We start from the raw sequence: 21193 nt of genomic DNA, 5'->3' as shown, positions 1-21193 counted from the left end.
TACCTTTCGCGGGGGCACGCCCGGTGCCCTGTGCGTGGTCGCATTCCCCCGTTCCGGGGCATTACGCTCAGCCGGCGTCGACCTCGTCGCGGTCGCCGCCCCACAGCGTGTGGAACACGCCCTCGCGGTCGATCCGCCGGTAGGTGTGGGCGCCGAAGAAGTCGCGCTGGCCCTGGGTGAGGGCGGCGGGCAGCCGCTCGGCGCGCAGCGCATCGTAGTAGGCGAGCGCGGCCGAGAAGCCGGGGGCGGGCACGCCGCCCGCCGCGGCCGCGGCCACCACGGCCCGCCAGTCGTCCTGCGCGGCGCCGATCTCGTCGGCGAACCGCTGGTCGGACAGCAGGCTGGGCAGGTCGGGGCGGCCGTCGTAGGCCGCGGTGATCCGGTCCAGGAACGCGGCCCTGATGATGCAGCCGCCGCGCCAGATGGCCGCGATCCGGCCCAGGTCGATGTCCCAGTCGTAGGCGTCGCTGCCGGCCTGGATCTGGTGGAAGCCCTGGGTGTAGGAGACGATCTTCGACGCGTACAGGGCTTGTTCGACCTGGTCGGCGAAGTCGGCCGCGGCCTGGCCGGACAGGGCCTTCGCCTGCGGGCTCGGCAGGCCGCGGGAGGCGGCGCGCAGGTCGGCGTGTCCGGAGAGCGAACGGGCGAAGACCGCCTCGGCGATCCCGGAGACGGGCACGCCGAGGTCGAGCGCGGTCTGCACGGTCCAGCGGCCGGTGCCCTTCTGCTCGGCCTGGTCGGCGACGATGTCCACGAAGGGGCGGCCGGTCGCGGCGTCGGTGTGGGCCAGCACCTCGGCGGTGATCTCGATCAGGTACGAGTCGAGCCGCCCGGTGTTCCAGGTACGGAAGATGTCGGCGATCTGGGCCGGGGTGTAGCCGCCGATGGCGCGCAGCAGGTCGTACGCCTCGGCGATGAGCTGCATGTCGGCGTACTCGATGCCGTTGTGCACCATCTTCACGAAGTGGCCGGCGCCGTCCGGGCCGATGTGGGTGGTGCAGGGGGTGCCGTCCTTGGCCTTCGCGGCGATCCGCTCCAGCAGCGGGCCGAGCGACTCGTAGGACTGCGCGGAGCCGCCGGGCATGATGGACGGGCCGTTCAGCGCGCCCTCCTCGCCGCCGGAGATGCCGGTGCCGACGAAGTGGATGCCCTGCGCGCGCAGTTCCCGCTCGCGGCGCCGGGTGTCCTCGAAGTGCGCGTTGCCGCCGTCGATGATCACGTCGCCCTCTTCGAGCAGCGGCGCGAACTCGCGGATCACCGCGTCGGTGGGGTCGCCGGCCTTGACCATGATGATCAGCCGGCGGGGGCGTTCGAGGGCGGCCACGAACTCCTCGGGGGTGCGGGTGGCCACGAAGGCGCCCTCGTCGCCGTGCTCGTCGACGAGGGCGGTGGTCTTGGCGGTGGTGCGGTTGTGCAGTGCCACGGTGAACCCGTGGCGGGCGAAGTTCCGGGCGAGATTGCTGCCCATGACGGCGAGTCCGGTCACGCCGATGTCGGCGGTTGCGCTCATGTTCCGCTCCTGGTGCCGCTGCGGGGGCCGTGGATGCCGCTCCGGTCATTGTGCTCGGCCGGCGGCCGGCCGGCCCGTGCACCGGGGCCGTTCGGGGGTACGGCGCGGCCCGGCCGGGGCTGCTGGGCGGGCCTGGCCGGGCCGGGGGGAGCGGGGGCGGCCGGGTCGGGCCCGGCCGGGCCGCTCAGCGTCGGCTTCGGCGATCTCGGGAGTCCCCGAACAGCAGGCGGTACGCGATCAGCAGCACCAGCGAGCCGCCGATCGCGGCGAGCCAGGTATGGCCGTCGAAGAAGTGGTGCGGCACGGGCTTGTCCAGCAGCTTGGCCGACAGCCAGCCGCCGAGGAAGGCCCCGACGATGCCGATGACGATGGTGCCCAGCACCCCACCCGGGTCACGCCCGGGCAGCAGGAGCTTGGCTATCGCCCCGGCGAGCAGTCCCAGAATGATCCAACCGATGAGTCCCATGCAGGCCATATGCCCCGCGATTCACCGGACACACCGCAATACCCGCCGGATGGAGGGTTGTTACGGCGCCGGGACGCACCCGCGACGTGGACGGGACGTACCCGCGACGCCGCCGGGACGTAGGCGCCACGCGGCCGCGGCGGCACCCGGAAGGAGCGGCGGCCGCGCCCGGACGAAGCGCCGCCCGCGCCCGAAAGGAGCGCCCACCGCGCCCGAAAGGTGAGATATACGTTGGCCCGTCGGCATGGTGCTCTGCGAAGGTGGCGGCCATGCACCCACCCCAGCAGCCGCCCCCGCCCCGGTCGTACCGCGAGACCCGCGGATGCCGCCGGTGATCGACTCGTACGCGGACCCCGGAACCCCCGACCACCGCAGCGCGGGCCGCTACCTGTGGTGGCTGCTCATGAGCCAGCGCGGCCGTACGGCCGGGGGCGCGCTGCTCGGCACCGTCTGGATGGTCCTCATCACCCTGACGCCCTACGTCCTGTCCCGCGCGATCGACGACGGCCTGGAGCCGGGCCGGATGGGCGCGCTCACCGCGTGGAGCGGGGTCCTGCTCGGCCTGGGCGTGGTCAACGCCTGGGTGAGCATCATGCGGCACCGCACGATGACCCGGCTGCGGATGGACGCGACCTTCCGCACCGTCAAGTCGGTGGTCGGCCAGGCCACCCGGCTGGGTGCGTCGCTGCCGCGGCAGGCGAGGGCCGGCGAGGTCGTCACGATCGGCGTCACCGACGTCCAGCAGATCAGCCAGTCCCTCACCATGACCGGCCCGGGCTTCGGCTCGGTGATCGCCTACCTCGTGGTGGCCGGTCTGCTGCTGTCGGTCTCCGTGTCGCTCGCGCTGGTGGTGCTGCTCGGGGTGCCGGTCATCGCGGTGCTGGTCGGCCCGCTGCTGGGGCGGCTGCGCGGGGCTGAGGCGGTCTACCGCGAGCAGCAGGGCGGTCTGACCGCCCGGATCGGCGACCTGTCCGGAGGGCTGCGGGTCCTCAACGGCCTCGGCGGGAAGCAGTTGTTCGCCGACTCCTTCCGCCGGGACTCCGGCGAGCTGACCGGCCAGGGCTACCGGGTCGGGGCGGTGACGAGCTGGGTGCAGGCGCTCGGCGTCGGGCTGCCGATGGTCTTCCTCGCACTCGTCACCTGGCTCGCGGCCCGCCTCGCCGTCGAAGGGTCCATCTCGGTGGGCGAGTTCGTCGGGGTCTACGGATACGTCGCGGTGCTCGTGGTGCCGGTCGGGTTCTTCATCGAGTGCGGGTACGACGTCACGCGCGGGCTGGTGGCCGCCAAACGGGTGGTGGGCTTCCTGTCCCTGGTGCCCGACTCCGCCGTGCGGCAGGCCCGTACGGACCCGCCCGCCGCGCCGTCCGCGCTGCGCGACCCGGGCTCCGGCGTCGAGGTGGCGCCGGGCACGCTCACCGCGCTGGTCAGCGGCCGGCCCGCCGAGTCGGCCGAGGTGGTGGACCGGCTCTGCGGGTTCGCGCCCGGGGCCGTGACCTGGGGGCCGGTCCGGCTCGACGAGGTCGCGGCGGCGCAGGTCCGCGACCGTATCCTCGTCGCCGACAACGAGGCGGACCTGTTCGCCGGTCCGCTGCGCGAGATGGTCTCCGGCCGCCGCCACCACGACGACGAGGCGGTCGCCCGCGCGGTGCGCGCCGCCGTCGCGCAGGACATCGTCGACGGGCTGCCCGACGGGCTCGGCACCGCCATGGACGCGCAGGCCCGCAACCTCTCCGGCGGCCAGCGCCAGCGCATCCGCCTGGTACGGGCGCTGCTGGCCGAACCCGAGGTGCTGATGGCGGTCGAGCCGACCTCCGCGCTCGACGCGCACACCGAGGCGGCCGTCGCGGCCCGGCTGCGCACGGCGCGCACCGGCCGCACCACCGTGGTCACCGGCACCTCGCCGGTCCTGCTCGACCAGGCCGACACCGTGCACTACCTGGTCGACGGCAAGGTCGTCGCCTCCGGCAGCCACCGCGACCTGCTGCGCCGCGAGCCCGGCTACCGGTCGCTGGTCGACCGCAGCGCGGCCGAGGCCGACGCCCCGCAGGTCCCCGCGCAGCACTCACCCGCGGAGGCGGACGGTCCGGGCCGTACGGACCAGGACCCGGGCGGTACGGCGACCTGCCGCACGAGCGTGGCCGGCACGGACGCGGCCGGGGTTGCCGACGGCGGCGCGGGCGGCAGCGGGACGGGCGAGCGCGTGGGCGTGGACCGGACCGGCGGACGAGGTCCGGGCGGGGACAGCAGGTCCCCGGCACGCGAGGCGGCCGACGACCGCGGGCCCGGCGCGGGCGCCGCGACCGGCGGGGAACCGCCAGGCGACGGGCCGCCCGCGGCGGCCGGCCGGCCCGGTGCGCGCGGCGCCGACGGCAACCGGGACGGCCGGAACGGCCAGGACGAGCACGGCACCGGCGACGCGGCCGACGCGCACCGGTCCGGGTCCGGGGAGGTGGTCTGATGAGCGGGCACCTGCCGGTCGCCGAGCCGTCGGCCGTGGGGCGGGCGGCGGGGCGGCTGATCCGGTCCGACGGCCGGGCCTTCGCCGCCGTACTCGCCCTCAACGCGCTGGCCGCCGCGGCCGGGCTCGTCGGGCCGTGGCTGGTCGGCCGGATCGTCGACGAGGTGCAGAAGGGCGGCGAGGTGCGTGCCGTGGACCGGCTGGCGCTGGTCATCCTGCTCTTCGCGGCGGCGCAGTTCCTGCTCGCGCGCTACGCCCGCTACCTCGGCCACCGTTTCGGCGAGCGGACCCTCGCCCGCGTCCGCGAGCAGTTCGTCGACCGCGCGCTGACCCTGCCGGCCTCGGTGGTGGAACGCGCCGGCAGCGGCGACCTGACCGCGCGCGGCACCACGGACGTGGCCATGGTCGGTACCACGCTTCGCGACGCGGCACCCGAGGTGCTGATCGCCCTGGTCCAGGCGCTGTTCATCCTCGGCGCGGTCTTCGTGCTCGATCCGCTGCTCGGCTGCTGCGGCCTGCTCAGCCTGGGCGGGATCTGGTTCGCGCTGCGCTGGTACCTGCGCCGGGCGCGTGCCGCCTACCTCGCGGAGGGCGCGGCCAACTCGGCGGTCACCGAGATCCTCGCCGCCACGGTCACCGGCGCGCGGACGGTCGAGGCGTTCGGGCTGCAGGAGCGGCGCGTGGCGGCGAGCCGGGACGCGATCGAGGTCTCCCGCCGGGCCCGGACCCGTACGCTCAACCTGCGCACGGTGTTCTTCCCCGCGGTGGACATCTCGTACGTCGTCCCGGTCGTCGCGGTGCTGATGGTCGGCGGTCTGCTGCACGCGCACGGCGTGATGAGCCTGGGCGCGGTGGTCAGCGCGGCGCTGTATCTGCGGCAGCTGTCCGAGCCGCTGGACTCGATCATGATGTGGGTCGAGCAGTTGCAGAGCAGCAGCGCGTCCTTCGCCCGGGTCGAGGGCCTGGGCGGGGCCGCGCAGGTCGCTCCGCAGGCGGCCCCCTCCCCCGTCGACGACCGGATCGACGTCGTCGGCGCCCGCTACTCCTACGCCGGCGGGGCCGAGGTGGTGCGCGGTGTCGATCTGACCGTGCGTCCCGGCGAGCGGCTGGCGCTCGTCGGCCCCTCGGGTGCCGGCAAGACCACGCTGAGCCGGCTGCTGGCGGGGATCGACGCCCCGCACGCGGGGTCGGTGACCGTGGGCCGGGTCCCGGTCGCCGACCTGGACCCCGAGCAGTTGCGCCGCCATGTCGTGCTGGTCACCCAGGAGCACCACGTGTTCCTCGGCACGATCCGGGACAACCTGCTGATCGCCGCGCCCGCCGCGCGGGACGACGAACTGCTCGCGGCACTGGCGGCCGTGGGGGCGGACTGGGTCGGCGACCTGCCGGACGGCCTGGACACCGCCGTGGGCGACGGCGGCCACCGCACCGACGGTTCGCAGGCCCAGCAACTCGCCCTGGCACGAGTCGTGCTGGCCGATCCGCACACGCTGATCCTCGACGAGGCGACCGCGCTGCTCGACCCGAGCACCGCACGCCACACCGAGCGCGCGCTGGCGAGCGTGCTGCGCGGCCGTACCGTGATCGCCATCGCGCACCGGCTGCACACCGCCCACGACGCGGACCGGGTGGCCGTGATGGAGGGCGGCCGGCTCACCGAACTCGGCACCCACGAGGAACTGGTGGCGGCCCGGGGCGCCTACGCCGCGCTCTGGTCGTCCTGGCACGGCGGCCAGGAGTAGCCGCCTGCCGTTCGGGCCGCGGCGCGCCTCAGCGTTCGGTGTGGCGGTAGCCGAAGGGGCCGGGCAGGTCGGCGGAGGTGGTGCGGCGGCCGGTGGTGGACCAGGTGCGGTGCGCGCCCTTGCGGCCCAGCGTCAGGGAGAGCGACCTGCGGTTCACGTTGAGCCGCACGCCGGGGAAGATGTGGAAGGACTTGCGGAACGTCACGGGCATGAGGGCCTCCTCGGTCTCCCGTGGCCGTCTGCCCGCGTCCGCCGCGTTCACCCCCGGCAGCCGCCGGCCGGCCGGAACCGACCGGCCGCGCCGCTTCCGGGCGCGGCCGTGGACCCCGGCCGGGGCGAGCCGGTCCGACCGCCGACCGCCAACCGGCAACCGGCAACCGGCAACCGCCAACCGCCAACCGCCAACGGTCAGTGGAACCCGGCCACCGCGTGCGGCGCGTACGGCTCCTCCAGCCGGGCCACCTCCTCGTCGGTCAGCTCGACCTCCAGCGACGCCACCGCGTCGTCCAGGTGGTGCGCCTTGGTGACGCCGACGATGGGCGCGGTGACCACCGGGTTGCGGTGCATCCAGGCGAGCGCGACCTGCGCGGCGGGGATGCCGCGCGCCGCGGCGACCTCGGCGACCCGCTCCACCACGACGCGGTCGTCGGAGTGGTAGAGGGTGCGGCCGAACTCGTCGGTCTCGGCGCGGGCGGTGGTCTCGTCCCACGGCCGGGTCAGCCGCCCGCGGGCCAGCGGGCTCCACGGGATGACGCCGACGCCCTGGTCCGCGCAGAGCGGCAGCATCTCGCGCTCCTCCTCGCGGTAGAGCAGGTTGTAGTGGTTCTGCATCGAGCAGAACCGGGTCCAGCCGTGCAGGTCCGCGGTGTACTGCGCCTTCGAGAACTGCCAGGCGTGCATCGAGGAGGCGCCGATGTAGCGGGCCTTGCCGGCCTTCACCACGTCGTGCAACGCCTCCATGGTCTCCTCGATCGGCGTGTCGTGGTCCCAGCGGTGGATCTGGTAGAGGTCCACGTAGTCCGTGCCGAGCCGGCGCAGGCTGTGGTCGATCTCGGCCATGATCGCCTTGCGGGACAGCCCGCCGCCGTTGGGTCCCGGCCGGGTCCGGCCGTGCACCTTGGTGGCGATCACCACCTCGTCGCGGTCGGCGAGGTCGCGCAGCGCGCGGCCGGTGATCTCCTCGCTGCTGCCGGCGGAGTAGACGTTCGCGGTGTCGAAGAAGTTCACCCCGGCGTCGAGGGCCCGCTTGATGAGGTCCCGGCTCGCGTCCTCGCCGAGGGTCCACTCGTGGTTGCCGCGGTCCGGCTCGCCGAAGCTCATGCAGCCCAGGCTGATCGCCGACACTTCAAGACCGGTCGCGCCCAGTCGCGTAAAGCGCATGAGGCCGCCTCCTCGGTGTATCCGTACGTGCTGTCCGTACGTGTGTGTGCCATCGGTTTCGTGGATGCCGCTGCCCATGCAACCAGACGGACGTCCGGGCCGGTGGAACCGCCTGGTCCGGCATGCGGAATGCCGTCTCGCGGAATGCCGGCGTCCGGAATAGCGGGCACCCGGTACGCGGTTGTTCCGCAGGCGTGACCGGGCGGACCCGGTCGCACGGACCGTCCCAGCGGTGTGCACCGGGCCAGGCCGGGCAACCGCGGAAGGAGCATGTCATCGTGAGCACGCAGACCCAGCCCGCCAAGGCGTCCGGGACGTTCTCCCTCTCCGGGGAGCTGCCGGTCACCCGCCTGGGGTTCGGTTCGATGCAGTTGACCGGACCCGGGGTGTGGGGTGACCCGAAGGACCCCGACGAGGCGGTGCGCGTGCTGCGGCGGGCCGTCGAGTCGGGCGTCGACTTCATCGACACGGCCGACTCGTACGGGCCGGTGGTGGCCGAGCCGCTGATCCGCAAGGCGCTGCACCCGTATCCGGCGGACCTGGTGATCGCCACGAAGGCCGGGCTGACCCGTTCCGGGCCGAACGACTGGCGGCCGGTCGGGCGGCCGGAATACCTGCGGCAGCAGGCCGAGATGAGCCTGCGGCACCTGGGCCTGGACCGTATCCCGCTCTTCCAGTTGCACCGGATCGACCCGAAGGTGCCGCTGGAGGAGCAGGTGGGCGAGCTGAAGCTGCTCCAGGAGGAGGGCAAGATCGCGCACATCGGGCTCTCCGAGGTCGATGTGGACCAGCTGGAGGCGGCCCGGGCGGTCGCCGAGATCGCGTCGGTGCAGAACCTGTACAACCTGGCCAACCGCTCCGCGGAGAAGCTGCTCGACCACGCCGAGGCGCAGGGCATCGCCTTCATCCCGTGGTTCCCGCTGGCCACCGGCGAGCTGGCCAAGCCCGGCGGGCCGCTCGCCGAACTGGCCGAGCGGCACGGCGCGAGCCCCTCCCAGCTCGCCCTCGCCTGGCTGCTGCGCCGCTCCCCCGTGATGCTGCCGATCCCGGGCACGTCCTCGGTGGCGCACCTGGACGACAACATCGCGGCGGCCGGACTGGAGCTGACCGACGCGGAGTTCGCGGAGCTGACCGACGCGGTCGGCTGAGCCGGCCGCTGCGTTGGCCGGTATCGGCGCAGGCCGGGGACCGGGAACCTTCCGGTCCCCGGCCTGCGCGGTGGTGACGAGGCGGGCCGACGCTCACCTCGGCGGGGCCGGTCGGCGGCCGCCGTGTGCTCCCCCGATCCGCTGGTCCACGGTGGCGCGGGGGTGCGGGGGTGCGGTGGTGCGGTGGCGCGTACGAGCTCAATCGCGCGGCGTGACCGGGGAGCGCATGCCGAGCCACTGCTCAGCGTCCCAGGCCCGGAACCGCTCCACCTCGGTGAACCCCAGCTTCGCCGCGAGGCGCAGCGACCCGGCGTTGGCAGTCTGGGTGGCGAGCGCCACCGGCTCGCCGGGAAGGACGCCGTCGAACCAGTCGAGTGCCGCCGCGCACGCCTCGGCGGCGTACCCGAACCCCCACGCGCGCGGCAGGAACAGATAGCCGAGATCCGCCTTCCCCGCGGCAGCCGGGCGATGCTGCTCCGATGCCCTCCTGAGCAGGATCTGCCCGATCATCGCCCCGTCCAGATCGACGACGAAACTCCCCCGCCACCGCTCGGGCACCTCGGGCAGCTCCCGCTCCAGCTCGTCACGCGGCCGGGGCCCCCGAGGTAGGTGTGCACCTCGGGCGAGGCGAGCAGCTCGATGAAGGCCGTACGGTCCCGGGCCTCGGGCTCACGGAGCACGAGCCGCTCGGTCCTGATCGGAGCGGGTGGCCAGGGGACTGGTCCGAGTTCGGTCATACCCGCGAGCCAATCAGCGCCCTCGGCAGCGATCAAGACGCAGGCGGCCGGACCCGGCAACGCGGCTCCTCCCTGGTGAGCCGAAACCGGATTCGCCCCGGCCCTGGCCGGACGCAACGGCGTTGTCGTAGGCAGGTCCTGGTCTCAAAGCTGTGAGCGATCTTCTGGAACCGGTGCTGGACTGGGCTGTTGGGCAGCTGACGCGGCCCGAGCACGTGCGTTCACGGGTGGCCGACGTGGTCGGGCTTCGCGAGGGCGAAGCCCGTGGCTGGTGCGACTCGCCGACGGGACCTCGGCCGTGCTCCGGATCGGGGACGCGCAGGACGAACAGCAGCGTGACGGGTTCCGCATCGAGGCGGCGGTGCTCGAAGCAGCGCGCGGGCACGGCATACCCACGTCCGCACTGATCGCGCACGACCTGACCGATGAGGACTGCGGCGCGCTCGCGGTGCTGAGCACGGTCATCGAGGGGAAGAGCCGCATCCCCGTGGCACCGACGCCCGGGCGGCTTCGGGAGTACGGCGCGGCCACCGCCACGCTGCATTGTGTGCCCGGCAGCAGGCTCGGCCGACTGCCGCGCCGAACCCGACCGATCGAGCTGGTGGACTTCGCGGCCGAACGCCGGAAGCACGGCGCGAGCGACCTCCTGACGTCGGCCGAGGAACTGATCGCCGGACACGCGACACCCGAGCACGAATCCGTGCTCGTCCACGGGGACCTGTGGCAGGGGAACACGCTGTGGACGGGCACGAGGCTCACCGGGTTCGTGGACTGGGACTGCGCCGGCATCGGCGAGCCGGGCCTCGACGTCGCCCCGATCCGCCTGGACGCCGCCCTCATGTTCGGGCCCGAGCACGCCGATCCGGTGCTGGCCGGCTACCTGGAATCCGGCGGCCGGGACGATGTCGCGGACCTGGCGTACTGGGACGTCGTCGCCGCCCTCAGCACGCCACCGCGCATGGCCGGCTTCGTGTCCGCGATCCAGGACCAGGGACGCCCCGACCTCGACCGCCCGGTCCTCGAAGAGCGCCGCGACGCCTTCCTACGTGGCGCACTTGGACGTCTTTCCGCCTAGTTTCCGTCGGTAGTTGATCAGGCTGGTGGCGATTGCGGTAAGGGCGAGGAGGCTCTCTGCCTTGCGTCGTGTCCTCGGCGCGGTGGCCGGACCGCGGGACCGCCGGACCGCCGGACATGATGCGCGCGACGACGTCTCGAATCCGAAGCCATCGCCCGCGGTCGGCTTCAGCGGTCCGGCAGCGAGGCCAGGAAGTCCGCGAGGAAAGTGGTCTCCGGGTGCTCGGGCCCCAGCGAACGGCGCCTGCGGGTGAGGGTGTCCTCGCCGAGTTTCCGCGCGCCCTCGTGGTCGTCCAACTCGTACAGGACGCTCACCAGGAAGCCGGCGGTGCGCAGTGTACGGAAGTCGTCCGCGCCGAGTACCCGGCGACGGCGTGAGAGGGTATCCCGCGCCACGTCCCGCGCAGCCTCCAAGTGGCCGTGTTTCTGAAGCGTGAGCACCATGTTGTGCGCCAGGACCAGGGTGTGCGTGTGGTCGATGCCCAGCCGGCCGCGCACCGCGTCGAGGCGGTGCAGGAGCGTCGCCCGGGCGGCGGCCTCGTCGCCCATACCGGCCAGCATGACGGCCAACTGCTCCTCGAACCGCGCGGTCCTGATGTCGCTGTCTCCGAACAGCCTTCGACAGCGGGCGAGGGTGTCCGCTCCGAGGGTCCGGGCACGTTCGTAGGCGCCCGACCAGTACAGGTTCCGGACGAGTGCCTCGGCCCGGTCCACGGTGCGGTAGTCGTCCTCGCCGAGCAAGCTGCGGGAGCGCGAGAAGGTGTCGTCCGCGAGGGCGAGCGCGACGTCGGCGTCACTCAGGTCGACCAGCACGTCCACCAGCTTGTCCGCCGTGTCCAGCGTGTCCGGGTGATCGGCGCCGAACGCCCGCCGCCGGCGGGTGAACGTGTCCTCGGCGATGTCGCGCGCCACCTGCACGTCGCCGACCCCGGCCAGGGCGTCGGCCAGTTCGTCCGCCGCTTCCAGGGTCTCCGGGTGGTCGGCGCCGAGGGTCTCCCGCAACTGGTCGAGCAGTTGGAACTTCACCGAGTGCGGCGGGCTCTTGGAGATCGCCCGCAGTGCCGCCGCGGCCGAACCGTCCAGCCGGTGCCGCGCCGGGATGGTCATCTGGAAGCCGGTACCGGCGAGTTCTGCCCGGTCCGCGGTGACGTGCTGCCAGAACGCGGCCCGCGACCCCGGGTCGTAGAGCACCACGACGACGGGCAGCGCGTGGTCGAGCCAGTAGTCGAGCAACCGCGTGTCGGCCCGGAAGACCCAGCCCGCCTGATCCGAGGCGGACGTGCGGAAGTAGCTCTTCCCGCTCTTGATCTGTAGCGCGATCAGCTGGCCGGTGGGGCGGCCGTCGTCGGCGATCTCGATCATGGCGTCGATGCCGAAGTCCGACTCGTGCTGCTCGCGGAACTTCCAGCGCAGCTCACGGTGGACCAGCCGCGCGACACTGTGCACGCCGAGGCGTTCCGCATCATCTGTCAGAGCCACAAGGCCGTGATTCTACTGGCGCGACCGATGGCATGGGCAGAGATTGTCCATGCCATCGGTCGCACCTGGTGGGGCGGCGGCGCCACCGTTCCGTGCCTGGGTTCCGGCCTTGCCGGCCGGCCGCCCGGCCCGGGTGCCCGGACCCCGAGAGAGCGGCTGTCCCGGAGGGAGATCATCCCGAGAGAGCGGTCATCCCGAGGCACCCGCCGTGAAAGCAGAGGGGGCACCCGGCCGCCATCCTGGGGGGCAAGTCGGCGGCCGGGCGCGGACCGGCACCGCGGGGGGGGTGCGCCGCCGGTCGTGGGTCCGCCGGCTCGGCTGACGCACCACCGATCGGACCCTCCCTTGCGAGTCCCCTGCAAGGGCTGACGTCCGCCTGCCCCGTCATCCGGCCCTCATGCGCGCCTTCCGGAGAACTTCTCGCCGGTCTCCCGGACGGGGCCGCACCGCGGTTCGCCGCGCACCCGCCGACGGCCGCCGCGTACACGGCCCAACGGCCGCCACGTACGCCGCCACCCGGCCGTCCCGTCCACCGCCGGGCAACCGCCACGTACCCCGCTGACGGCCGCCCGCCCCACCCCGCCGACCCCTCCCAAGCAGGCACCCACCCCCGCACAGGGGTTGACGCCGTCGCGCGGCGATGCGAAGAATGGCCCACGCCTGACAACGTTGTCGAGTCGCGCGACGGCGTCCCGCACCGAGGATGGAGCCACCCGTGCAGCACCACACCTCCCCCATGAGCCGGCGCAGGTTCACCCAACTGGCAGGAATCACCGCCGCGTTGGCGGCCGTACCGACGGCGGTGGCGGCTGCGCCCGCGTCGGCCTCGTCGCCCGCGTCGGCCACGGCCGGGGGCGCGAAACCGGCGGCGGGTGGGATCACGCCGTCGAGCACCCCGCCGGACGCGATCGCGGCGACGTACCACCAGGTGCTGCTGCGCCACACGCGGTGGACCGAGACGCAGTGGGACGACAAGGCCGGCCACTACACGGTCACCGACTTCGGGTTCGCCGTGGTGCTGGGCCACGCGCTGCTGCTGACCCGCGGCGGCTACGACGCCGCCGTCACCGGCATCGACGAGGACACCCTGCGCTCGCGCACCCTCGCCACCCTCTCGCACTTCGCCGGCTCCAACCGCCTGACCGGCGGCAGCGAATGGGGCAAGACGCTCTTCTTCGACACCACCTTCCAGCTGTATTTCGTGCTCGCCGCGCGCCTGCTGTGGGACCAGTTGGACGCGGTGACGCAAGGGCACGTCGACACGATCGTGCGCGAACAGGCCGCGTACACCACGTCGTTGGGCACCGGCAACGACCCGCTGTCCGGGTCCTGGACGCCCGACGGGCTGCTCGGCAACCACGTCGGCGACACCAAACTGGAGGAGATGGGCGTCTACGCGCAGTCCCTGGCGCCCGCGCTGGCGTGGGCATCGGACGACGCGAGCTACTCCGACTGGGCTTCGTGGTACGGCAAGTGGAGCCGCAACGAGACCGGCCTGCCGGCCGCCGACCTCGCCAACCCGACGGTCGTGGACGGCGTCGCGATCAGCGCCAACACCGCGCAGAACCTGTACGACACCTTCATCGTCGAGAACCACGGCTCGTTCGGCCCGCACTACCAGTGCGAGTTGTGGCGCACCTCCGGCCGCAACACCGCCCACTTCCTGACCGCCGGCCGCCCCATGCCCGAGGTCCTCGCCGCCCAGCCGAACGCCGACCGGCTGTGGGCCTCCCTGCTCACGGTGATGAGCGACGCCGGCGAGCCCCTCATGCCGATGGTCAACGACCGCGAGCACCTGTACGGGCGGGACGTCATCCCCGTCGCGTTCCTCGCCCAGGTGCTGGGCGACCGGGCCGCCGCGCGCGCCGAGACCGCGCTCGCCGAGCGGCTGACGGCGTATCAGGCGTACGCCCCGGCCGACCGGATCACCAAGTTCTCCGGGGAGCCGAAGTACGAGCCCGAGGCGCGCGCCGAAGTCGCGATCAGCTATCTGCTGCACGAGTGGCGGGCCGCGCAGCGCGAGACGGTCACCGCGCTCACCGCCGAGGAACTCTTCCGACTGGCCTCCGGCGTCACCGACTTCGGCACCGGGCCGGGGCTGGTCGCCCACCAGACCCCGAACGCGTGGGCCGCTTCCGTCACCAAGCCGGGCTTCGTGAAGTTCTGCTGGCAACCCGCCCACGACGACTGGCTGTTCTCGCTCAGCGGCAGCACGCCGATGTTCCTGCCGAGCACGGCGGGCAAGGTCACCGGCCGCAACGTCGCCACGTACACCGAGCTGCGGGACGGCCTCGACGCGTCCGCGGTGCTGCTCGCCCTGGACAGCGGGTACGCGGGCTTCACCACGCTGCCCGGCGGCGAGGTCGTCTACGCCACCGCGGGTACCGGCGCCGGCGAGGGCCACATCGAGGTCTTCAACCTGACCATGCCCGGCGTCGCGGGCCTGGACGGCGGCCGTACGTACACCACCGCCGACGGTTCGGTCACCGTGCCGGCGGTCGACAGCGGCAAGGCCGGGCACCCGACGTCCGGGCCGCGCACCGACAACTTGACGTTCACCGCGGGCAGTTACCGCTATCTGCGGATGCAGGGGCGGCGCGGCAATCCCCAATACGGCTACTCCGTCTACGCGTTCGAGGTCCGCGACGGTGCCGCGGGTCCCGACCTGGCGCGGGGCGGCACCGCCACGGCGTCCTCCTCGGACAGCGGCAAGGGGGCGGCGCTGGCCGTGGACGGTGACCCGGCGACCCGCTGGGCGGTCTCGGTCGCCGACCGCGCCCGCGGCGACAGCTGGCTGGAGGTGGACCTCGGCGCGGCGGCCACGGTGGACCGCGTCACGCTGAGCTGGGAGGCCGCGGCCGGGCAGGCGTACACCGTGCAGGGCTCGACGGACGGCTCGACCTGGACCGACCTGGTCGCCTACCCGCCCGCCGACCTCACCGGCCGGGGCGGCTGGATCAGCGTCGACGGCCGGGCCGGGTTCGTGGTCCGCGGCGCGGCCAACCCGCTGTCCGTGTACGGCGACACGCTGATCCTCTCGGACGGGCCGGCCGAGCCGCTGCTGGTCGAGGGCGTGCCGGACGGCAGCCCGGCGGCGGTACGGGCCGCGGCCGCGCGCCCGGCGCCGAGCACCGACCACGACGCGGTGCGCGCCTCCACGGCCGGCGGTCACCTGAGCCTGTTCAACCTCTCCGGCTCGGCGGTGACCGCGCAGGTGGCGCTGGCGCAGGACACCCGTGCGGTCACCTTGTACGCGGGCAGCCAGACGGTGACCGCGCACGGCACCTCCTACCTGGCCGAACTCGGCGCTGCGGGTGCGGAGTTGGCGCCCGCGAGGGCCGTACTGCGGGCCGCCTCCGGGCGTCTTCCCGCGGGGCTGACCGCCGAGGTGTGCGACGCCGCGACCGTGGTGCTGCGCGGCCCGTCCTGCCGGGTGGAGCTCGCCGCTCCCGGTGGCCGTACGGTCCGCGTCACGCTCCGCTCGGGGCGCGCCCGCACCGTCGCTCTGCCGGGGGCCGCGCCGTATCCGCTGGACGACCTCGCGCTCGGCCGCGTCACCTTCCCGACGTCGCCGCTGCCGCCGGGCATGTCCTCTCCCGCCGCCGCGGTGGACGGGGACCCGCACACCTCGTGGACGCCGGGGGCGGGCGGGCGCATGGTCGTCGACCTCGGTGCGGTCGTCCCGCTCGGCACGGTCACGGCTCGCTGGACCGGTGGTCGCGCGCCTGCGGCGCGGGTCGAGACCAGCGGGGACGGGCTGACCTACCAGCAGGCCGGTACGCTGCCCGCCCGCGCGACCTCGTCCCTGCGGCTGAAGGGTTCCGCGCGCTACGTCGCGCTCGCGGTGCCGGACGGTGCCGCGAACGGCGCCTCGCACGGTGCCCTGAGCGGCGCCGCCCGTCTGGTGTCCTTGTCGGTGACCGGCGCGAAGTAGCGTGCGCGCGGCGGCGGGGACTCGGCTTGCTCACCGTGCCGGGTCCCCGCCGCCGTCCGAACGGTGCGGGCCGTGCTCGTCCAGCACGGCGTGCAGGAACGTCAGCGATGCGGGGGGCGTGAGAGCGGTGTCCCGCAGCAAGTCGTAGGCCAGGCGCAGCGGTTCGACGTCCTCCGGCTCCTCGACGAGGTGGCCGCTCCAACTGCTCTGCGTGTACGCCACGGTGCGGCCGTCCTGGAAGGAGATCAGCTCCAGGCAGCTGCGGATGTGGTGCGGGCCGGTGCCGAACGGCACGACGTGCAGGGAGGCATCGGGCTGCTGGGCGATCTCGATGAGGTGTTCCAGTTGGGCGGTCCACGTCTGCGGGTCGCGGGCTTTGCGCCGTAGTACGGCTTCGTCGATCAACGCGCGGTAATGGACAGGCTGCCTTCGCTGTCTCCGAACTTCATTCTGAAAGATCAGCAAGGGGCGACACGCCGGAGTCGGTGGCAGGGTAGCGAGTCGGGTCCCTACCCTCGGACGCTGAACTCAGGTGAGGTCGAAGGTGACGTTCACGGAGCCGTCCCAGTCCGGTGCCTCCGTGAGCGCGAGGGTTCCATCCTCTGTCTCGACGACTCGCACCATGATGGCGCCGCGATCCTCGCCGGGAAACGCAACGGAGAAGTGGGGATCCATCTCCATAAGGAAGTCCCAGCCCTCACGCTGGGTCGTGTCCAGGGCGTTGGCATGCCGACCGGTTGCCCGCCACTTGCCGACCGCGTCGACAGTGACGGTGATGTCGATGTCGTACATCTCAAGGCAAGTCGAGTGATTGGCCCACCATTCGAGGCGGCCCTGACCCACGAATCGATCCATGAGCACACTATGCACGGTGCGTACGCCGGACGGGCGAGCCTGTACGGCCACCGGTCGTCGTGGGTCAGGCCGCGCGACAGAGCTGCATGGCAGCCCGGACAGGTCCTCGCCTCAACCGACTGACATCCTCGCCGCCTCCGGACCTCATTCTGAAACCATCAGTAAGTCTCACGAAGGCGGCACAAGTGCCACCGTCATGCCATCGAATAGCCGGCCGGAACCCCGCCGCGCTCCCCCAAGCCCAGCACCGCTCGGCTGCCTCCGCGGCCACCACGGCCCCGCCCCTGGCACTGGACCGCGGCCGCCTGACCCGCCGGCGGGTGCCTTTGACGCGTGCAGGGATACTGCTGTGGTGCTGCTGACATGGATCGCCGAGGTGGCGGAAGAGCCCTTGGCCCTGGAACCGACCGACCGTCAGGTGGAGCGGGAGACCAACACCTGGCGGCTGGGGGCGAACGCCGAGGACAGGAGGTCGTTGTCCGTCGCCGAGGTGGCGGCTGCTTTCGAGTCGACTGCGGTGGCGCTGCGAGGACGGGTTCGCCGCATGGGGGCTTCAGGGCCGGCGACGTTCTACGTGTGGCACGACAAGATGGCCGGACAGCTGCGGTGTTCGACCGGATCGGTGCTGCCGAATGAGTTGCCGTTCGGCGGCGCCTATGTTCCCTCCGAGGATCTCAGACCGGTCATCGAGGAATTCCTTTCCGACGACAGCCCGGGGGTTGTCTCGCTGTCAGACCTGGACGCGGCGCAGGGATCTTCGCCGCGGACCGGGACTGAACCCGAGGTCGGGCCCTTGCATGTCTGGGTCAGCAGCATCGGAGCAACCTCACTGTGATTCTGCACGCCGGGCTGCCCGGACGAGCCTGCCGGTGGACAGAAATCACCAGCCCATGGCCGGATCAGCCGCAAGGTAGGACACCACGCCCTACCTCATAACGTCGGGTCGACACCGATCCGGGACGCGAGCCCGCGCAGCGGGGTGTTCCGGCGCCGCTCGGCTTCCAACATGTCCCGCACCGTGGCGGCCGCGACGGTCTGGTACCTGATCCACTCCGGTTGCTGCCGCTCGACCTCCAACAGCGTCGCCAGGGACCCATCGCAGTCGCCGGCCTGGTACTGCGCCTGCGCCACGTCCACGCGGTGGCTCGCGGTGTGCACCGGCCGGGAGATCGCACGCAGGTCCACGCGCTGAGCCAACGTCAACGCGTCGCCCGGGCGTGGGCTCGCACCGGCGAGCGCGACGTTCACCGCCTGCGTCCGCACGTCCGTCACGCTGAACGCGCTGCCGTACGCGCGCGTCGGGCCGGACCGCACCGCCGCCGCCTCGGCCACCCGCAGAATCTCTGCCGCGTCGTCATGCCGGTCCCGGCGGGCCGCCGGCGTCGCCGCCGCAATCAGCAGATTCCCGTACACCGCGAGATGCCGCGGGCTCGCGTGGCGAAACCCCGGCTCGATCTCGTCGGCCTTCCGCTCGGCCACGGCCTGCGCCTGCTCCCACCGCCCTTGTACGCCTGGCCTCCCCCAGAACACACGAAAGCGCCCACGCCTGCCTCCACGGCCAGCGCGGCCCCCGTCCCTGGCACTGGATCGCCGCCGCCTGACCCGGGAGGACCGGTTGCCGCGCGCCCGCTCCCGGGTTCGGCCGGACGGGGACGGGGAACCGTCGGCCGGAGAAATCGCCCCGATCACGCGCTGCGCGCTTGGAAGAGCATGAACGGGGGCAGCCCCGCCCGCTGCGGCTGCGCCGCGATGACAGCGGCATCCGGCACCGGTTCCTCGACCGCCTCGATCCTGAAGCCGTGCCCCGTCAGCGCGGTGAGGTAAGTGGACAGCTTTCGGTGCTGGTTCCCCGCCCGCCGTACGCCCTCCGGGTTCGTCGACCGCCAGAAGCCCTCGGTGAGGTAGTCGCCGACGACCCTGCGCACGGTGCCGTTGTCGGTCCGCGTCCAGGCGGCGTGCGGCGCCTCGAAGCAGGGGTGCGGGATCGTGAAGACCAGGCATCCCCCGGGGACGAGGACCCTGTGCACCGCCGAGAGTGCGGCGTCGAGGTCCGGCACGTTGTTCAGCGAGAGCCCGGCGGTCACCCACTCGACGCAGCCGGTACCGATCGTGGCGAGCGTGCAACCGTCGTCGACCGAGAAGACCGCCCCGCTCGGTCGGCCCCGCTCGATGGCCCGTGCGTTGGCGATCATCCGCGGAGCGGGGTCGATTCCGACCACGGAGGCCCCCCGAGCGGCCACAGCCCGGGCGACCATCCCCTCTCCGCATCCGAGGTCGAGGACAGGCGCACCCGCGAGGTTCTCGGGAACGCGGCACAGAAGGCTGTCACGTGCGAAGTCATGCAGGGCGGAACCGGTGCGCAACAGTTCCGCGTACCAGTCGGCGATGGTGTCCCAGGATTCGGTCATCAAAGTCCGGACGCTACGCGGCAGTTCCCGATCCCACCATCGAATTGGCCGGCTTACGGGGCCGGCACCGTCCTGCGCGCCAGGTCGGACAGCCGTTCGGCGTCAGGGGTGCCGGGTTCGGCGGACCAGAGGACGAGTTGCTGTTCCGGCGCGCCCGCGTAGCGGAAGGTGTCCCAGTCGAGGGTGAGGTCGCCGACGACGGGGTGGGCGATGCGCTTGCTGCCGAAGTCCTGCTGGGCGACGCGGTGTTCGGCCCACCAGAACCGGAACTGCTGGTCGGCCACGGACAGTTCGCCCACGAGGGCCGTGAGGGCCGGGTCGGCGGGATTGGTGCCGGCCTCCATCCGCAGAACCTCCACGCACGTGCGGGCCACGTCCTCCCACTCGGCGTAGATCTCGCGCATCACCGGGTCGGTGAAGACCGTGCGGACGCAGTTGCGCTCGGCTTCGGGCACGGCCGCGAAGTCGCACAAGAGCGCCGCCGCGAGCGGGTTCCACGCCAGGATGTCGAGCCGTGGCCCGAAGACGATGGCGGGCGTGTCGGTGAGCTGCCCCAGCAACCGCGCGAGGTGCGGGTGCAGCTTGGGCCGGGCCGATCGGCGCGGGGCCTTGCGGTGCCCGGTCCGGGCGGCCTGGTCGACCAGCCCCTCGACGTACGTCCGCTGGTCGCCGTCGAGCCGTAGCTCCCGCACGAGCGCGTCGAGCACCGGCTGCGACGGCGCCAGACGGCCCTGCTCGATGCGCACGTAGTAGTCGGTGCTGATCGCGGCGAACTGGGCGACCTCCTCACGGCGCAGCCCCTGGACGCGACGCTGGGTGTGCCCGCGCTCGGGGAGCCCGACCTGCGCCGGCGTGAGTTCACCACGGCGGTGCCTGAGGAACTCGCCGAGCTCACGAAGGTGCGCGGAACCAGCCACCCGTTCAGCATGGCACCGAGGCGAGCGCTCTGCCTGGGACAGATCCTTCCTAGGAAGCGGCCCGACCTTCTCCCGCCCTGCCGTCGACCGGACAGTGGACAGGGATACGGGCCCGCAGATCGCCGGCCGCGCACGATCCCGTCAGGAGCAGCACATGAGGACTGACGTCCGCTTCCCGACCAACGGCCTTCAGCTCGCCGGCCACCTCTACCTTCCGGACCTTACCGACCTTCCCGAGGGCGTCGACGGCCCACTGGCCGCGATCGTGGTCGGCCACCAGACGACCGGCGTCAAGGAGCAGTCACCGGCGGTGTACGCGGCGCGCCTGGTCGAGGAAGGCTTCGCCGTCCTGACCTTCGACGCCGCCTTCCAGGGCGAGTCCGAGGGCATGCCCCGCGGTCTGGAGGACCCGTTCCAGCGCGCCGAGGACTTCCGCGCGGCGGTCTCCTACCTCACCACGCGTCCCGAGGTCGACCCTGACCGCATCGGCGTGATGGGGGTGTGCGGCTCGGGTGCGTACGTGCCCTACGCCGCCCAGACGGACCACCGTATGAGGGCCGTGGCCGGGGTCTCCGGCACCGACGTCCCCAGCTTCTTCCGCGACGCCGACCCCGCAGGCTGGAAGGAGATGGTGGCGGCCTCCGGCACGCTCCGCAGCGCCGAAGCCGCGGGCGAGCCCGCCGCCACGTTCCCCGTTCTGCCCGAGAAGGCCGATGCCGCCACCCCCGCGCCGATCGCCGACTTCGTCGACTACTACAAGACGCCCCGGGGCCGGCACCCCCGCTCCACCGGGGACCTGGTCACCCGCAGCGCCGACCTCCTCGACCAGTTCGACTCCTTCGCCGACGTCGCGAAGATCGCGCCCCGCCCCCTGCTCATGATCGCGGGCACCGAGGCCGTCACCCGCGGCTTCTCCGAGAAGGCGGTGGCCGACAGCCCCGGCAACGCCGAGCTGTTCCTCGTCGAGGGCGCCTCCCACGTCGACCTGTACGACCGCGACCCTTACATCACGCCCGCCGCCGCCAAGCTCGTCGAGTTCTTCAGGAAGCACCTCGCCTGAGATCGGCGCGCGGGGCGGACCGTTC

At 72.9% G+C, this 21193-nt stretch carries 16 protein-coding genes and 2 pseudogenes; 7 read left to right on the top strand and 11 right to left on the bottom strand.

The features are described 5' to 3' along the window. Positions 1–67 precede the first annotated feature (67 nt). Positions 68–1510 carry an NADP-dependent phosphogluconate dehydrogenase gene (gndA, locus tag OG370_RS40075; RefSeq protein ID WP_328473249.1) on the bottom strand — a complete coding sequence of 481 codons (1443 nt, stop codon included), beginning with the start codon at positions 1508–1510 and terminating at the stop codon, positions 68–70. A gap of 184 nt (positions 1511–1694) precedes the next feature. Beyond that, the gene (locus OG370_RS40070; protein ID WP_328473247.1) at positions 1695–1976 is read right to left on the bottom strand and encodes a GlsB/YeaQ/YmgE family stress response membrane protein; all 282 of its coding nucleotides are present in this window, start codon (positions 1974–1976) and stop codon (positions 1695–1697) included. A gap of 331 nt (positions 1977–2307) precedes the next feature. On the opposite strand from OG370_RS40070, the pseudogene OG370_RS40065 reads away from it, so the two are divergent. Next, positions 2308–4011: pseudogene (locus OG370_RS40065) on the top strand (ABC transporter transmembrane domain-containing protein); the annotation flags it as partial. Between the two features lie 422 nt (positions 4012–4433). Then, a complete protein-coding gene (locus OG370_RS40060) occupies positions 4434–6176 on the top strand; it encodes an ABC transporter ATP-binding protein (protein ID WP_328473245.1) in 1743 nt (580 codons plus the stop codon). Between the two features lie 28 nt (positions 6177–6204). Here the strand turns inward: OG370_RS40060 and OG370_RS40055 are convergent, their stop codons facing one another. Then, a complete protein-coding gene (locus OG370_RS40055; protein ID WP_328473243.1) occupies positions 6205–6387 on the bottom strand; it encodes a DUF4236 domain-containing protein in 183 nt (60 codons plus the stop codon). A gap of 197 nt (positions 6388–6584) precedes the next feature. Next, a complete protein-coding gene (locus tag OG370_RS40050; RefSeq protein ID WP_328473241.1) occupies positions 6585–7556 on the bottom strand; it encodes an aldo/keto reductase in 972 nt (323 codons plus the stop codon). 278 nt (positions 7557–7834) lie between these two features. Here OG370_RS40050 and OG370_RS40045 point away from each other — a divergent pair, with 278 nt between their 5' ends. Continuing rightward, on the top strand, positions 7835–8704 hold the full coding sequence (locus OG370_RS40045; RefSeq protein WP_328473239.1) for an aldo/keto reductase: 870 nt from the start codon (positions 7835–7837) through the stop codon (positions 8702–8704). 198 nt (positions 8705–8902) lie between these two features. On the opposite strand, the pseudogene OG370_RS40040 reads toward OG370_RS40045, so the two are convergent. After that, a pseudogene (locus OG370_RS40040) lies at positions 8903–9441 on the bottom strand (GNAT family N-acetyltransferase). 103 nt (positions 9442–9544) lie between these two features. Here OG370_RS40040 and OG370_RS40035 point away from each other — a divergent pair. Next, entirely contained in the window at positions 9545–10516 is a 972-nt protein-coding gene (locus OG370_RS40035; protein ID WP_328474856.1) for a phosphotransferase enzyme family protein, read from the top strand. Between the two features lie 167 nt (positions 10517–10683). Here the strand turns inward: OG370_RS40035 and OG370_RS40030 are convergent, their stop codons facing one another. Beyond that, positions 10684–11994: a tetratricopeptide repeat protein gene (locus OG370_RS40030; protein WP_328473237.1), complete on the bottom strand. Its 1311-nt coding sequence runs from the start codon at positions 11992–11994 to the stop codon at positions 10684–10686. A gap of 736 nt (positions 11995–12730) precedes the next feature. Here OG370_RS40030 and OG370_RS40025 point away from each other — a divergent pair. Beyond that, entirely contained in the window at positions 12731–15928 is a 3198-nt protein-coding gene (locus OG370_RS40025; protein ID WP_328473235.1) for a discoidin domain-containing protein, read from the top strand. A gap of 30 nt (positions 15929–15958) precedes the next feature. Here the strand turns inward: OG370_RS40025 and OG370_RS40020 are convergent, their stop codons facing one another. Beyond that, positions 15959–16393, bottom strand: coding sequence for a DUF5753 domain-containing protein (locus tag OG370_RS40020; protein WP_328473233.1), 435 nt, complete (start codon positions 16391–16393; stop codon positions 15959–15961). 63 nt (positions 16394–16456) lie between these two features. Next, a complete protein-coding gene (locus OG370_RS40015) occupies positions 16457–16783 on the bottom strand; it encodes a hypothetical protein (RefSeq protein ID WP_328473231.1) in 327 nt (108 codons plus the stop codon). Positions 16784–17132: 349 nt separating this feature from the next. On the opposite strand from OG370_RS40015, the gene OG370_RS40010 reads away from it, so the two are divergent. After that, positions 17133–17618, top strand: coding sequence for a hypothetical protein (locus OG370_RS40010; RefSeq protein ID WP_328473229.1), 486 nt, complete (start codon positions 17133–17135; stop codon positions 17616–17618). A gap of 95 nt (positions 17619–17713) precedes the next feature. On the opposite strand, the gene OG370_RS40005 is transcribed toward OG370_RS40010, so the two are convergent. The 3 genes from OG370_RS40005 to OG370_RS39995 form a co-directional block, all read right to left on the bottom strand. After that, positions 17714–18262: a hypothetical protein gene (locus OG370_RS40005; RefSeq protein WP_328473227.1), complete on the bottom strand. Its 549-nt coding sequence runs from the start codon at positions 18260–18262 to the stop codon at positions 17714–17716. A 206-nt stretch (positions 18263–18468) separates the two neighbouring features. Continuing rightward, positions 18469–19191: a class I SAM-dependent methyltransferase gene (locus tag OG370_RS40000; RefSeq protein WP_328473225.1), complete on the bottom strand. Its 723-nt coding sequence runs from the start codon at positions 19189–19191 to the stop codon at positions 18469–18471. Positions 19192–19244: 53 nt separating this feature from the next. Beyond that, positions 19245–20108 carry a helix-turn-helix domain-containing protein gene (locus OG370_RS39995; RefSeq protein WP_328473223.1) on the bottom strand — a complete coding sequence of 288 codons (864 nt, stop codon included), beginning with the start codon at positions 20106–20108 and terminating at the stop codon, positions 19245–19247. A 154-nt stretch (positions 20109–20262) separates the two neighbouring features. Between OG370_RS39995 and OG370_RS39990 the strand changes: the two genes are divergently transcribed. After that, positions 20263–21168, top strand: a complete 906-nt coding sequence (locus OG370_RS39990; protein ID WP_328473221.1) for an alpha/beta hydrolase — start codon at positions 20263–20265, stop codon at positions 21166–21168. Positions 21169–21193: the final 25 nt, after the last annotated feature.

It is taken from the genome of Streptomyces sp. NBC_00448 (assembly GCF_036014115.1).
Taxonomy (GTDB): Bacteria; Actinomycetota; Actinomycetes; order Streptomycetales; family Streptomycetaceae; genus Actinacidiphila.
This window is presented reverse-complemented; position numbering and strand designations above follow the sequence as displayed.